General features: G+C 68.3%; 15 protein-coding genes. 6 read left to right on the top strand and 9 right to left on the bottom strand.

All coding sequences use genetic code 11. The annotated features are described in order from the left end of the window. Nucleotides 1-15: 15 nt before the first annotated feature. Nucleotides 16-495: a hypothetical protein gene (locus O3I_RS36640; protein ID WP_014988097.1), complete on the bottom strand. Its 480-nt coding sequence runs from the start codon at nt 493-495 to the stop codon at nt 16-18. A 108-nt stretch (nt 496-603) separates the two neighbouring features. Between O3I_RS36640 and O3I_RS36635 the strand changes: the two genes are divergently transcribed. After that, nucleotides 604-1980, top strand: coding sequence for a cystathionine beta-synthase (locus O3I_RS36635; protein WP_014988096.1), 1377 nt, complete (start codon nt 604-606; stop codon nt 1978-1980). Nucleotides 1981-2012: 32 nt separating this feature from the next. On the opposite strand, the gene O3I_RS36630 is transcribed toward O3I_RS36635, so the two are convergent. Further along, nucleotides 2013-2819: a DUF72 domain-containing protein gene (locus tag O3I_RS36630; RefSeq protein WP_014988095.1), complete on the bottom strand. Its 807-nt coding sequence runs from the start codon at nt 2817-2819 to the stop codon at nt 2013-2015. Nucleotides 2820-2845: 26 nt separating this feature from the next. After that, nucleotides 2846-4216, bottom strand: a complete 1371-nt coding sequence (locus O3I_RS36625; RefSeq protein ID WP_014988094.1) for a purine-cytosine permease family protein — start codon at nt 4214-4216, stop codon at nt 2846-2848. Nucleotides 4217-4585: 369 nt separating this feature from the next. Between O3I_RS36625 and O3I_RS36620 the strand changes: the two genes are divergently transcribed. Further along, nucleotides 4586-5716 carry an AbrB family transcriptional regulator gene (locus O3I_RS36620; protein WP_014988093.1) on the top strand — a complete coding sequence of 377 codons (1131 nt, stop codon included), beginning with the start codon at nt 4586-4588 and terminating at the stop codon, nt 5714-5716. Here O3I_RS36620 and O3I_RS36615 read toward each other — a convergent pair. Continuing rightward, entirely contained in the window at nt 5713-6183 is a 471-nt protein-coding gene (locus tag O3I_RS36615; RefSeq protein ID WP_014988092.1) for a DUF4254 domain-containing protein, read from the bottom strand. The genes O3I_RS36620 and O3I_RS36615 overlap by 4 nt on opposite strands. A 436-nt stretch (nt 6184-6619) precedes the next feature. Between O3I_RS36615 and O3I_RS36610 the strand changes: the two genes are divergently transcribed. After that, nucleotides 6620-7504 carry a mechanosensitive ion channel family protein gene (locus O3I_RS36610; RefSeq protein WP_081594361.1) on the top strand — a complete coding sequence of 295 codons (885 nt, stop codon included), beginning with the start codon at nt 6620-6622 and terminating at the stop codon, nt 7502-7504. A 60-nt stretch (nt 7505-7564) separates the two neighbouring features. Here O3I_RS36610 and O3I_RS36605 read toward each other — a convergent pair whose 3' ends face one another. Continuing rightward, complete coding sequence (locus tag O3I_RS36605; protein ID WP_014988090.1) at nt 7565-7942, bottom strand: DUF6401 family natural product biosynthesis protein; 378 nt, start codon at nt 7940-7942, stop codon at nt 7565-7567. A gap of 108 nt (nt 7943-8050) precedes the next feature. After that, entirely contained in the window at nt 8051-9226 is a 1176-nt protein-coding gene (locus O3I_RS36600) for an acyl-CoA dehydrogenase family protein (protein WP_014988089.1), read from the bottom strand. 250 nt (nt 9227-9476) lie between these two features. Here O3I_RS36600 and O3I_RS36595 point away from each other — a divergent pair, with 250 nt between their 5' ends. After that, nucleotides 9477-10622, top strand: a complete 1146-nt coding sequence (locus tag O3I_RS36595; RefSeq protein ID WP_014988088.1) for a cystathionine gamma-synthase — start codon at nt 9477-9479, stop codon at nt 10620-10622. A gap of 106 nt (nt 10623-10728) precedes the next feature. Here the strand turns inward: O3I_RS36595 and greA are convergent, their stop codons facing one another. Both greA and O3I_RS36585 read right to left on the bottom strand, forming a co-directional pair. Continuing rightward, nucleotides 10729-11223 (bottom strand): transcription elongation factor GreA, encoded by a 495-nt coding sequence (gene greA / locus O3I_RS36590; RefSeq protein WP_014988087.1) that lies wholly within the window; start codon nt 11221-11223, stop codon nt 10729-10731. A gap of 333 nt (nt 11224-11556) precedes the next feature. Then, complete coding sequence (locus O3I_RS36585) at nt 11557-12006, bottom strand: DUF4307 domain-containing protein (RefSeq protein WP_014988086.1); 450 nt, start codon at nt 12004-12006, stop codon at nt 11557-11559. Between the two features lie 119 nt (nt 12007-12125). On the opposite strand from O3I_RS36585, the gene mca reads away from it, so the two are divergent. Continuing rightward, on the top strand, nt 12126-12992 hold the full coding sequence (gene mca / locus O3I_RS36580) for a mycothiol conjugate amidase Mca (RefSeq protein WP_041563103.1): 867 nt from the start codon (nt 12126-12128) through the stop codon (nt 12990-12992). Beyond that, entirely contained in the window at nt 12992-13261 is a 270-nt protein-coding gene (locus tag O3I_RS36575; RefSeq protein WP_014988084.1) for a hypothetical protein, read from the top strand. Before mca ends, O3I_RS36575 begins: the two co-directional genes overlap by 1 nt. A gap of 7 nt (nt 13262-13268) precedes the next feature. Here the strand turns inward: O3I_RS36575 and rnc are convergent, their stop codons facing one another. Continuing rightward, the gene (gene rnc / locus O3I_RS36570; protein WP_014988083.1) at nt 13269-14003 is read right to left on the bottom strand and encodes a ribonuclease III; all 735 of its coding nucleotides are present in this window, start codon (nt 14001-14003) and stop codon (nt 13269-13271) included. Between the last annotated feature and the right edge of the window lie 58 nt (nt 14004-14061).

Raw genomic sequence — 14061 nt, 5'->3', positions numbered from 1 at the left:
TCAAAGATACCGACTTCAGGCAGGCGGGGCAGGGGGAGCGGGTACGTCGAACGCGCCGCGCGCGGGGATGCTCGCGGCGTCGGTGGAGACGGTCACCTCGACGTGGCCGGGGCCGGTGTCCTGGAACAGCGCGTACTGGATGCTGCCGTACATGCTGGTCACCACGGTGTCTTCGTACCGGCCCGCCGCGCCGGTGGTGGTGTTGCGCCAGTCGATCATGGTGCGCACCTCGCAGACCGGGGCGAACGGGTAGTCACCGGACCCGACGCCGGCCAGCGGCAGCGCCTGGATGTTCAGGATGGCGCGGCCCGGCCAGGCCGGGTTGACGTCGGCCCAGGTGCGGATGCTGGTCCAGCAGAGACCGCCGTGTGCGAGCGTCGGCACCTGTGGGAACTCGGTGGTCACTGCGTGGGCGGGTGCACCGGGTCCGACCAGCGCGGCGAGTGCCGCTCCGGCCAGCACGACACCGGCACGGGCGATGTTCGGCTGCCTCATGTGGGGGATCCTAGAGGCGGGCGTACCGGTTTCCCGGTTTGTCGCGCGGTAGGGGTTCCGCGTGGCGTGCGCGAACTCACACTCCGGGCATCTGGAACGATGGGGGTCATGCGCATCGCCGACCATGTCGTGGACCTCATCGGCAACACGCCGTTGGTCCGGTTGAACTCTGTCATCGAACCGACCGCGGGATTGCTCGCGGCCAAGATCGAATATCTGAATCCGGGCGGCAGCTCCAAGGACCGGATCGCGGTGAAGATGATCGAGGCCGCCGAGCAGTCCGGCCGGCTGCGTCCCGGTGGCACCATCGTCGAGCCGACCTCCGGCAACACCGGCGTCGGTCTCGCGCTGGTCGCCCAGCAGCGCGGCTACCACTGTGTCTTCGTCTGCCCCGACAAGGTCAGCGAGGACAAGCGCAACGTGCTGCGCGCGTACGGCGCCGAGGTCGTGGTGTGCCCGACCGCGGTGGCGCCGGACGATCCGGCCAGCTACTACACCGTCTCGAACCGCCTGGTCCAGGAGATCGACGGGGCGTGGAAGCCGGATCAGTACTCCAACCCGGGCGGCCCGGAAAGCCACTACGAGACCACCGGTCCGGAGATCTGGCGCGATACCGAGGGCAAGATCACCCACTTCGTCGCCGGCGTCGGCACCGGCGGCACGATCAGCGGCACCGGCCGGTACCTCAAGGAGGTGTCGGGCGGCAAGGTGAAGATCATCGGCGCCGACCCCGAGGGCTCGGTCTACTCCGGCGGCACCGGCCGGCCCTATCTGGTCGAAGGCGTCGGCGAGGACTTCTGGCCCTCGGCCTACGATCCGGCCATCCCGGACGAGATCATCGCGGTCTCCGACTCCGACTCGTTCGACATGACCCGCCGCCTGGCCCGCGAGGAAGGGCTGCTGGTCGGCGGCTCGTGCGGCATGGCCGTGGTCGCGGCGATCGAGGTCGCTCGGCGGGATCCGGACGCGGTCGTGGTGGTGCTGCTGCCCGACGGGGGGCGCGGTTACCTGTCGAAGATCTTCAACGACAAGTGGATGGCCTCCTACGGCTTCCTGCGCGAACGGCTCGACGGCAGCACCGCCGAACCGCTGGTCGGTGACGTGCTGCGCGGTAAGTCGGGCGCCCTGCCGGACCTGGTGCACACGCACCCGTCCGAAACCCTGCGCGATGCCATCGAGATCCTGCGCGAGTACGGCGTCTCGCAGATGCCCGTGGTCGGCGCGGAACCGCCGGTGATGGCGGGCGAGGTCGCGGGCAGTGTCTCGGAGCGGGATCTGCTGTCCGCGGTGTTCGAAGGCCGTGCGCACCTGACGGATTCGGTGGCCCAGCACATGAGCGCCTCGTTCCCCCTGATCGGCTCCGGCGAGCCGATCTCGGCCGCGACCAAGGCGCTGTCGGACACCGACGCCCTGATGGTCGTCGAGGAGGGCAAGCCGGTCGGCGTCATCACCCGGCACGACCTGCTCGGGTTCCTGAACGCCTAGGCACCCCTGCCCGGCTGTTGCGGGGGTGGCGGTCAGCTCAGTCGTGCCCGCAACGCCATCGCGTCGCGCGGTGCCATGACCTTGGCGTCGTTGTCGAAATAGCAGTAGACGTCGTGGTCGGCGGACCAGGTGCGAATCTTCCCGGCCCACATGTCCAGGCCCGCGTCGGTGTAGCCGCTGACGTAGAGCTCGTCGTGGCCGTGCAGGCGGATGTAGACGAAATCCGCGGTCACCTCCTCGAGCAACGGGAATTTGCCTGCGGCATCGGCGACGACCACGGCGATCTCGTGCTCGGCCAGCAGTTCGGTGAACCGAGGTGTGCAGAAGCTCGGATGCCGCACCTCGAGCGCGTGCCGGAGCGGGCGATCGGCGTCGGTGGTCGTCTGCGCCGGATCTACTCGGTGGTCGTGCTGTTTCGCGATCGCGGCGGCATGCGCGGTGGAGCGGGGCAGGTGGGCGAAGAAGGCCGTGAGCACCTCGGGATCGAACTGGAAGTTCGGCGGCAGCTGCCACAGAATCGGCCCCAGCTTCGGGCCGAGGGCCAGCACGCCGGAGGCGAGGAAGTTCGCCAGCAGCTCGTCGCCGTCGCGCAGCCGTCTCATATGGGTGATGAACCGGCTGCCTTTCACCGCGAACACGAAATCGTCCGGCGTCAGGCTCGCCCAGTTCTGATAGCTCGAAGGGCGTTGCAGCGCATAGAAAGAACCGTTGATCTCGACGCTGTTCAGCCGCTCCGACAGGTACGCGAGCTCGCGCTTCTGCGGCACCCCTTTGGGGTAGAAGACACCACGCCAGGGCGGGTACACCCACCCCGACGTGCCGATCCTGATCTGGCCCATGCCTCCATCGTGGCAGCCGTGTCCCGTTAGGCGGCGGGTTTGCGCGCGGTCGCGATCCGCCCGAAGACCCAGGCGACCAGCACCGCGGCCAGGAACGACAGCAGCGACGCGCTCATCCACGCCTGCTTGCCGAAGTGCAGCAGCTCCTGCACGCGCACCCAGAAATCGGTCCACACCCCGGCATCGCCCGGATTGATCAGCTGGTAGACGGTGAGCCCGGCGAGCCAGGCGACGACCATGCCCCAGCGCGGCGGGGCGTCGGCGGCGGTGTTCCAATCACCTCGGGCCCGCAGGAAGAAGTCGGCGACGAGCACGCCGAGCAGTGGCACGAACACCGAACCGATCAGGCCGAGGAAGCCGAAGTAGTTGGCCATGTCCAGGCGCAGCGCGAGCACCGTGATCAGCACGCCGAGCCCGATCGAGAGCACCCGCCGGTCCAGACGCGGCCACAGGTTCTGGATCGACACGGCGGTGGAGTACACGTTGGCGAACGACTGATCCGCCTCGCGCAGCACGAAGACGAAGAAGAACAGGCCGCCCAGCGTCACCTGGAGGAACGGCGAGTACTGGCCGTCGCCGGTCGCGCGGGCCAGCGCGAACAGGCCGAGGATGTAGGCGACGATCTGGGTCAGCGCGTACGCGCCGCTCGCCGCGCCGAACGCGCTGCGGGTACTGCGCGCGTGCCGGGTGTAGTCGGCGGCCACCGGCACCCAGGAGATGGACACCGCCAGCGCCGCGTCGGTGGCGATCCAGAACAGATTCCAGTCGACGCCGAACGGGCCACTGCCGTGCGGACCGGGGTTGGCCGTCAGATCGGGCAGTCCGCTGCGGAAGAACTGGATGTAGAACCAGACCAGCGCGATCACCACACCGACCGTGACGAACCGGCGCAGCAGCCGGACCGAGCCGAGCGGCCAGATGGTCAGCGCGGTGGTGAGCACACCGGCCGCCACCACGTACAGCCAGTGCGGTCCGCCGCCGAACAATTCGTCCGCGGCGTCGCCGATCACGATCAATTCGAAAGTCCCCCAGCCGATCAGCTGGGCGATGTTCAACACGGTGGGCAGGTAGCTCAGTTTCGCGCCGAACAGCCCGCGCAGCAGCACCATCGCGGGTTTGCCGGTGCGCGCGCCCGGCACCGCGGCCAAGCCGAGCATGACGCCGCCGACGACCGTGCCGACGATCATCGCGAGGATGCCCGCGGCGATGGAGATCTGGGCCGCGCCGTCGGAATTCGGCGCGAGCACGGTGTACGCGCCGGAGAAGGCGATGAGGCTGACGCCGAGGTTTGCCCAGAATGCGCTCTGATCCCAGAAGGACAGCACCTTGGGGGCGGGCTCGTCGAGGGTGAACGGTGCTTCGTGCCGTTCGGAGTTGTGCAGGGTCGATGCAGACATGCCCGAAACGCTCTTCCTACGCCGGCATTACCCGGACAGGTTCATGCGGTCGGCGAAGCGCTGGGGTCCGCCCTCTCAGCCCGGCCGTGCCCGAGCTCCCGCGGTGGGGTGATTCCGGCCGAATAGTACACGCGGCCCCTCGCCGAGCGGCGTGCTCCGCGGGTGCGAGGTACGTTTGTAGTGGTGAACGATGAGTTCGCCGGCTCGTCAATCTGCACTGCCTGATGTTCTTCGAATTGTGCGCGAGACTCCGAAATCTCCGCTCTGACATGGGGAATGGCGCAATTGCGTCGCGGATCACAACCGCCGCCAACCCCGATAACGGAGCCGTAACGGATTGTTCATTAGCGGCAGCAAGGATTACTAGGTATGACGCGCAGGCAAGTGATCGGATGGGTAGCTCTGCTGGCCTCGGTGCTTGCCGGAGCGCATCTCCTCGATCGCGTGCACTTTCCGGCGCCCCAGATGATCCTGGCGATCGTCGTCGGCGGCGCGCTCGCGTTGACCGGGAAGTTGCCGACCCCGCTCCCGCGCCGCCTCACGCTCGGTGTCCAGGGCATGCTCGGCGTGCTGATGGGCAGCTATCTGGAGATCTCGCTGCTGTCCAGCATCGGGTTGGCGCTGATCCCGGTGCTCGCGGTGACGGTCGCGACGCTGGTGATCAGCCTGCTCGTCGCGGTGGTGTTCGCCCGCCTCGCGCACGTGGAGTTGCCGACCGCGACGCTCGGCCTGCTGGCCGGCGGCTCGGCCGCGGTGGTGTCCTGCGCCGACGATATGGACGCCGATCCGCGCCAGGTGGCGTTCATGCAGTACCTGCGGGTCGCCCTGGTCGCGGTGAGCGCGCCCGCGCTCGGCGCGCTGCTGAACAACAACACCAGCGGACTCGCCGCCGCGCACGTGACCCTCGGCGGCGCCGTCACCAACCCGGACCTGCCGAGCTGGATGATCGTCGGACGCGGTGACCAGGTGGCCGGGCTCTCGATCGCGATCATGCTTTGCATCATCGGCACCAAGCTGGGCAGGCGGCTGCACCTGCCGAGCCCCGCGTTGATCGGGCCGATGATGCTCACCGCGGTACTGACCGGCTTGGGCGTCAGTCACGGGTACGCCCCCACGAACCTGTTCAAGGACCTGCTGTTCGTGCTCATCGGTTTCGAGGTAGGCACGCGCTTCACCAAAGCCGTGGTCACCGAGATGGCCCGGATGATCCCCGGCATGACCGTCACCATCGTCGCGCTCTCCGCGATCGTCGCCGGATTGGCTTTCGCGGTGGCCACCTTCGTCGACCTGGAGCTCTCCGACATCTACCTGGCCACCACGCCCGGCGGCATCAACGCGGTGCTGGCCACCGCCGAATCGATGGACGCGAACCTGCCGCTGATCACCTGCGTGCAGAGCCTGCGACTGCTGCTGATGGTGCTGATGCTGCCGCTGCTGACCCGCGGCATGCGCTGGGTGTCCCAGCGGCAGTTCGCGCCGCAGCCCGAACTCGTCGCCTAGGCTTTTCGCGTCCGCGCGGGCACCGCGCCCATGATCAGATCGGTCCACTCGTCCGCGAGCTGGGCCAGGCGATACCACGCCGCGTGCACCCGATCATCGGACACCTTCTCCGCGGTGTGCAGTAGGTGGCTGGCGTGCACGTGGGCGGCGGCCATCCGGTCGACGGTGCCGCCGAGGGAACCCGACCGCAGGTGCGCGGTGTAGCGGCGGTGCGGTACCTGGGCGGCCACCCAGGCGTCGATCGCGGCGACCAATTCGGCACGGCGGCAATCTATTCCGGCGGCCGCGAGCGGGTTGCCGCGGCGGGTCCGGTGCAGCGAGCCCAGCGCGCGGGCCCAGCTGACGAGCGGGTGGTCGGTGGCCGGATCGCCCGGGCAGTCGCCGAAGGCGGCGACGAGTTCGCGCTGTTCGGGTAGTGGCCGAGCAGTGGCACCCGTCGCGAGCAGGGCCCGATCACGCACGAACATCGCGGGCTCCCAACGGCTTACGGCTCGGTTCGACGTAGGGGCAGGTCGAGTGATCGGCGGGTTCGGCTGACAGCGGGTTCATCGTGCACCTCCGGGTGGGGTCGGGCGAGAGGCATTGCCCAATGCCGGATCCGGGTACCAGCGTGAACGGTCAACCTTGGCGTGTCGGTGACAGCGAGATGGCACTCCGATGACAGGTCGTAACAATCTTCTCCACGTACCGCACGGTCGGTTGTGAACGAGGTCGACCGGCCCTGCGTCACGGGCAGTCGACGATGCGGCGGGACATATCGTTTCGAGTTACTTGTCGCGCGTATTGCATCAATGTGGCAAATTAGCTGCAAACAGAGGGTTCGAGTGATGTCGCCGGGGTATAACCGGCCTTGAAGCAGCCTCGGCAAACCGCCCCGGCTAATCGGATAGCGAAGGGATGGGCATGTACACCTCCAGTTTGGCTATCGATTTCCAGCAGGGCCTCTCCGACGCATGGAGTTCCGTCGCCACGTTCGTCCCCAAACTGGCCGGATTCCTCGTCATCCTGCTCATCGGCTGGATCGTCGCGAAGATCGTGTCGACCATCGTGGACAAGGTGCTGGACCGGGTCGGCTTCGACCGCTTGGTCGAGCGCGGCGGGCTGCGGCAGATGATGTCGCGGAGTCGCTACGACGCCTCGGATCTGCTCGCGAAGCTGGCCTACTACGCGATCCTGCTGATCGCGTTGCAGCTCGGCTTCGGCGTGTTCGGTCCGAATCCGGTCAGCGATCTGCTCGACGGCATCGTCTCCTGGCTACCCAAGGCCGCGGTCGCGATCATCATCGTGGTCATCGCGGGCGCGATCGCCTCCGCCGTGCGTGACCTGGTCGGCAACATGCTCGGCGGGCTCTCCTACGGCGCGATGATCGGCCGGATCGCGGCGGTGTTCATCTGGGGCGTCGGCATCGTGGCCGCGTTGAACCAGATCGGGGTGGCCATGTCGGTCACCATGCCGATCCTGATCACCGTGCTCGCCACCATCGGCGGCATCCTCGTCGTCGGTGTCGGCGGCGGCATGGTCCGTCCGATGCAGCAGCGCTGGGAGAACTGGCTGAGCGGGCTGGAAGAGGAGATGCCCGCGGTCAAGGGGCATGCGGAGGCGTACTCGCGCGGCCGCGAAGACGCCTCGCGCGAGCAGCTGTGGATGGACCAGCAGGCCGCCCGCGGCCAGCAGGGCCAGCAGTGGGACGAGGGCGCGATGCACGGTGGCGGGTACCAGCAGGGCGGCGGTTCCTACCAGCGTTCCGGTGAATACATGGGCTATCGGGACCCGGGCACCGAGCGCTGAAACCTCGAGCGAGACAAAGGCGTCCGTCATCAGCCCAGCTGGTGACGGACGCCTTCGCGTTCAGGCGGGGGTGCGCGACGCGTGCAGGCAGACCCCGGCCAGGCGCAGTTGCAACCAGTCGGCGCCGGCCCAGCCGCCGAGATCGCCGGGCGCGGCGCTGGTGAGCGGCGTCCGCTCGGCGCCGACCGCGGCCTCGCGGACCTGATCGAGGAGGCCGCGAGCGTAACCCGCGAGCAGCACGTGCGCGGGCACCCGCGCGGCGTCCTCGACACCCCATTCGAGAATGTCGCGCACGGCCGCCGCGTGCTGGTCCAGCGCCGCCGAGAGCGCGGGAAACTGCGCCGCGGCAGCGAGCGCCGGCACCCCGTGCGTCTTGTGCAGGCGGTTCAATATCTTGCGTGCCGACACTTCGAGCAACGCGGGGCCGAGCAGGAACATGTTGCGATGCTAGCAACCGGCGTGTCTTGATGAAACTGTGACGATTCTCCCGTTCGGCCGCAGCCAATTGGTGAGTCACAGCAAATTACCGGCTTCGTATTCAGTTCGTCAGCGGAAGGCATTCGCGTCGGTGAGCGCGCGCCCGAGCACCAGCTGGTGCACCTCGGCCGTGCCCTCGTAGGTGAGCACCGACTCCAGGTTGTTCGCGTGCCGCAGCACGGGGTAGTCCAGCGTGATGCCGTTGGCGCCGAGGATGGTCCGGCACTCGCGGGCGATCGCGATGGCCTCCCGCGTGCTGTTCAACTTGCCCGCGCTCACCTGCTCCGGGGTCACCGCGCCACGGTCCTTCAGCCGGCCGAGGTGCAGGGCCAGCAGCTGGCCCTTGCCGAATTCCAGGGCCATGTCCGCGAGCTTCGCCTGGGTCAGCTGGTAGGCGGCCAGGGGCTTGTCGAACACCTCACGGGTCCGGGCGTAGTCGATGGTGGCGGCCAGGCAGTCCCGCGCGGCGCCGAGCGCGCCGAAGATGATCCCGAACCGGGCCTCGCTCAGACAGGCCAGCGGCGAGGCCAGCCCGCGCGACTGCGGCAGCACCGCGTCGGCGGGCAGCCGGACGTCGTCGAAATCGAGTTCGGCGGTCACCGAGGCACGCAGCGACAGCTTGCGGTGCATCTCGCGCGCGGTGAAACCCTTGGTCCCGGCGGGTACCAGGAAGCCGCGGATCACCTGCTTGCCCTCGTCCTCGGTCTGCGCCCACACCACCGCGACATCGGACACCGAACCGTTGGTGATCCACATCTTCGAACCGTTCAGCACCCAGTCCGAGCCGTCGCGCTTGGCCCTGGTCCGCATGCCGCCGGGGTTGGAGCCGAAATCCGGTTCGGTGAGGCCGAAGCAGCCGATCGCGCGGCCGGCCGCCATCTCGGGCAGCCACTGCTGCTTCTGCTCTTCGGAGCCGTACTTGTGGATCGCGGTCATTGCGAGCGAACCCTGCACCGACACCATGCTGCGCACGCCGGAATCGACGGCCTCCAGTTCCTGGCACGCGAGACCGTACATGGTGGCCGACATGCCCGCGCAGCCGTAGCCGTCCAGGTGCATGCCGAGCAGGCCCACTTTGCCCAGCTCGGGGGCGATCTCGCGGGCCGGGAAGGTGCCCGCCTCGAACCAGTCCGCGATGTGCGGGCGCAGCCGTTGTGCGGCGAAGGCGGCGACGGTGTCGCGGATCTCGCGCTCGTCGTCGGAGAGAAGGGAATCGATCGCGAACAGTTCTTCCACAGTGACCATGCGCTCAGCCTAATTGGCCGCCGCGCCGGTGAGATGGGGTTCACCACCCCTAGTGGCAGAAAATATTCCTGCTGTGGCCGCCCGGCTATGGAATTAGAACGGTAACCAGGGGTGAGGGCTTCGATCTGTCCGATCGGCCTCGGACTCGGTGGCCCGCCACGCGGAACAACGCGGTGCGCGCGGTGGTTCTACGAGCCGGTAGCCCGACCAGGGGGTTGCCCGTCGATGGCCGCCAATTAGGGTGAGGTTCATGAGTGAATTCGGGTTCTCTACGCGCGCGGTGCATGCCGGGTTCGATCCTGATCCGCAGACCGGCGCGGTGAACGTGCCCATCTACGCGAGTTCGACCTTCGCCCAGGACGGGGTGGGCGGCCTGCGTGGCGGTTTCGAATACGCCCGCACCGGAAACCCGACCCGCTCCGCGCTGGAAGCGAACCTCGCCGCGCTCGAATCCGGCCGGTACGGCCGGGCTTTCGCGTCCGGTATGGCCGCCACCGACTGTGCCCTGCGCGCCACGCTGCGCCCCGGTGACCACATCGTCATCCCGGACGACGCCTACGGCGGCACCTTCCGCCTGATCGACAAGGTGTTCAGCCAGTGGGGCATCGAACATTCGCCCGCGCACGTCTTCGACGTGGACGAGATGCGCGCGGCGATCCGCCCGAACACCAAGCTGGTGTGGGTCGAGACGCCGACCAATCCGCTGCTGAGCATCGGCGACATCCCGGCGCTGGCCGATGTCGCGCACGCCGCGGGCGCAAAACTCGTGGTGGACAACACCTTCGCCACCCCGTACCTGCAGCAGCCGCTGCAACTCGGCGCCGATATCGTGACGCACTCGACCACGAAATACCTAGGCGGTCACTCCGATGTCGTCGGCGGCGCGCTGATCACCAACGATCCCGAACTCGACGCGGCGTTCGCGTTCCTGCAGAACGGCGCGGGCGCGGTGCCCGGACCGTTCGACGCCTTCCTCACCATGCGCGGCACCAAGACGCTGGCCGTGCGGATGGACCGGCACTGCGACAACGCCGAGACCCTGGTCGAGTTCCTCGCCGGGCACCCGGCGATCGCGCAGGTGATCTACCCCGGCCTGCCGGAGCACCCGGGTCACCAGGTGGCGGCCAAGCAGATGCGCCGGTTCGGCGGCATGATCTCGGTGCGGCTGCACGGCGGCGCCGACGCCGCCCGCGAGTTCTGCGCGCGGACCAAGGTTTTCACCCTGGCCGAGTCGCTGGGTGGAGTGGAATCGCTGATCGAGCACCCGGCCGCGATGACGCACGCGTCGACCGAGGGCTCCGTGCTGGAGGTGCCCGCCGACCTCGTCCGGCTGTCGGTCGGCATCGAGGACGTGGCCGATCTGCTCACCGATGTCGAGCAAGCCCTCGCGAGCTGACAGGACACCGGAGATGACGAAGCGGCCGCACCTGGCATACGGGTGCGGCCGCTCGTGTCTCAGGGGGAACGTACGGCCGGGGCGCGGGGCGGCCCGGCCGCGGGCGTCAGCTGTGGTAGGGCTCCGCGCTGACCAGGGTGACCTTCATGGTGTTGCCGTTGGGCAGCGTGTACTCGCGGGTCTCGCCGACCTTGGCGTCGATGAGCGCGCCGCCCAGCGGGGACGCCGGCGAGTAGGTCTCCAGCTTGGAGTCGTTCAGGCCCTCTTCGCGGGTCGCGATGAGGAAGGTCTCGGTGTCCGACTCGTCGCCGTCGTAATAGACCTTGACGACCGAGCCGGGGAGCGCGACGCCGGACTTGGTCGGCGCGACACCGACCTTGGCGTTGTTCAGCAGTTCCTGCAGCTGGCGAATGCGCGCCTCCTGCTGGCCCTGCTCCTCGCGCGCGGCGTGGTATCCGCCGTTCTCCTTGAGGTCGCCCTCTTCACGGCGTTCGTTGATCTCGGCAGCGATAACGGGACGATTGGCGATGAGCGCATCGAGTTCGCCCTTGAGCCTGTCGTGCGACTCCGGGGTCAGCCAAGTCACTTGCGTCTCAGTCATCTCGATCACTCCCTAGTAGTTGTTCCCGGCAGGCCGGGATTCCCTGATAACTGCCGCAGTACCCACCCGTGGGGCGGGCACGCACCAGTCGACGGCTAGAGCGATCCTGGGAAGTTCATCGAACCCCGACAGACCCTGGTTCCGGGCAAAGCTCATGATCCGGAACAGATAGCGCTGGCCGCCAATGCAGCAAACACGGCTCCGAACCCCGGAACCGTGTGTCAGGCCATTTTAGCATGAATCACAAACATGCAGGTCGGAGTTAATTTCGAGGACATCTGCTGCGGCAAATGCCGCAAATCGTCCAGGATGGCGGTGCCCGTCGTTAGCTGGTCACTCCGCTCGCAGGTATTCGGGCACGTCCGCGCTGCACGCGTAGATGCTGCTCGAGGCCGGGCGCTCGGAAGCCTTGACCGTGGTCGTCAGCTGGATAGTGCCGCTGTCGGACGGCGGGATGAGCACCTCGCGGCGGCCGACCTCGACGCTGTCGCGGGCCATCGCGCGCACGAAGCAGACCACGGGTTGCTGCGGGTCCTTCCTGGTCACCTTGATCCGGATCGACATCGTGGCGTCGTCGACGACGACGTAGCCGAGTTGCTCGGATTCGATGTCCTTGGGGCCGTACTTCTGCCAGCCCAGGAAGGCGACACCGCATCCGAGTACTGCGACGGCCGCGATGAGCGCGGGGGCCAACCAGCGTGGACGCGCGGACGGCTGCTTGCCGTACCGGTCGGTCGGCCTCTGGATCGCCGCCGGAGCCGTGGCGTCGTCGCGGTCGCCCATGTGATCGCTCCCGGGGGGTAAGTCGGAACAAATGTCGGTCGAATGGAACTATAGGGAACGAAGACCAGACACCCGCGAGCGAGAGCGATGGTGAACGAGACGTGAGTGGCCTTCGCCTCATGGCGGTGCATGCCCACCCCGACGACGAATCCAGCAAGGGTGCCGCGACGACCGCGCGGTACGCCGACGAGGGACACGACGTCCTCATCGTCACGCTGACCGGTGGGGAGCGCGGCAGCATCCTGAATCCCGCGATGGACACCCCGGGCGTCCTGGACCGGATCGACGAGATCCGCCGCGAGGAGATGGCCGCCGCGGCCCGCGCGCTCGGCGTGCGTCAGCAGTGGCTCGGCTTCGTCGATTCCGGTCTGCCCGAGGGTGATCCGCTGCCGCCGCTGCCCGAGGGCAGCTTCGCGCTGGTGCCGCTGGAGGAGGCCACCGAGGCACTGGTCCGGGTGGTGCGCGAGTTCCGGCCACACGTGATGACCACCTACGACGAACTCGGCGGCTACCCGCACCCCGACCACATTCGCTGCCACGAGGTGTCGATGGCCGCGTTCGAGGCGGCGGGCGACCCGGAGCGCTTCCCCGACGCGGGCGCCCCGTGGACGCCGCTGAAGCTGTATTACGACCATGGCTTCACCGCCCGGCGGATGGAGGTGTTCGCCGAGGAGTACGAGCGGATGGGTGAGCCGTTCCCGCTGCAGGAGTGGCTGGACCGGATGCGCAAGTACGTGCCCGAGCGCGGCGACGTGTTCTCCCGGGTCACCACGCAGATCGAATGCGCCAAGTACTTCCCGCAGCGCGACGACGCCCTGCGGGCGCACGCCACGCAGATCGACCCGAACGGCGCGTTCTTCGCCATCCCGCTGGAGTTGCAGCAGCGGCTCTGGCCGACCGAGGAGTTCGAGCTGGCCAAGACCCGGGTGCGCACCGCGCTGCCGGAGACCGACCTGTTCGCCGGCATCGAAGACGAGCAGCGGTGATGCTGGTTCTGCTCGCCCAGACGAGCCCCGGCACGCCGACCGGACCCGAGTTCGGCAAGGCGTCGCCGCTGGGCTTCCTGATCATCCTGATCCTGCTGGCCGGCACGGTGCTGCTGGTGCGCTCGATGAACAAGCACATCAAGCGGCTGCCCGCGACCTTCGAGCCGGACCATCCCGAGCCGGATCAGGAAGCCGACGAGGGCACCGAGCACGGCATCACCAAGCGAACCGACGAGGCGGGCCCGGACGGGCCGCCGATCCGCACCTGAAGGCCGGTCAGCTCGGCTTCTGGGTGAGCGCGGTGTAGGCGGCGGCGGCCGCGTTCTGCTCGGCTTCCTTCTTCGACCGTCCGACGCCCTTGCCGTAGGCGAGGCCGCCGACCACCGCGGTGGCGGTGAACTCCTTGTCGTGGTCGGGTCCGGTCGAGGTGATCTCGTAGCTCGGCACGCCGAGGCCGTGTTCGGCGGTGTGCTCCTGCAGGCTGGTCTTCCAGTCCAGTCCCGCGCCCATCTTGGCGGCCCGTTCGAGCAGATCGTCGAACAGCCGCAGCACCACCGTGCGCGCGACGTCGATCCCGTGCTGCAGGTGTACCGCGCCGAGCAGCGATTCCATGCCGTCGGCCAGGATGCTGGTCTTGTCGCGGCCGCCGGTCAGTTCCTCGCCCTTGCCGAGCAGCAGGTGCGGACCGAGACCGGCCGGGCCCAGGCTGCGCGCGACCTCGGCGCAGGCGTGCATGTTGACGACTCGGGACCGGATCTTCGCCAGATCGCCCTCCGACCGCTGCGGATGCCGCAGGTACAGGCTTTCGGTGACGCTGAGCCCGAGGACCGAGTCGCCGAGGAACTCCAGGCGCTCGTTGGTCGGCATCCCGCCGTTCTCGTAGGCGTAGGAGCGGTGGGTCAGGGCCAGGGTGAGCAGGTCGTCGTCGATCGGAACGCCGAGGGCCGCAAGCAGATCCGCGTGTAAGTCGGGGTCCGGGCCGGGCGGTTCGGTGGCGCGGTGGTCGCTCATGCGGCGCACCCCGGTCCGGTCTGCCGCAGCGCCGGGCACGGCGACACGCCGCCGCGGC

Source organism: Nocardia brasiliensis ATCC 700358 (assembly GCF_000250675.2).
Classification (GTDB): Bacteria; Actinomycetota; Actinomycetes; order Mycobacteriales; family Mycobacteriaceae; genus Nocardia; species Nocardia brasiliensis_B.
Note: the sequence above shows the minus strand (reverse complement) of the source record. Positions and strands in the feature narration are given on the sequence as shown.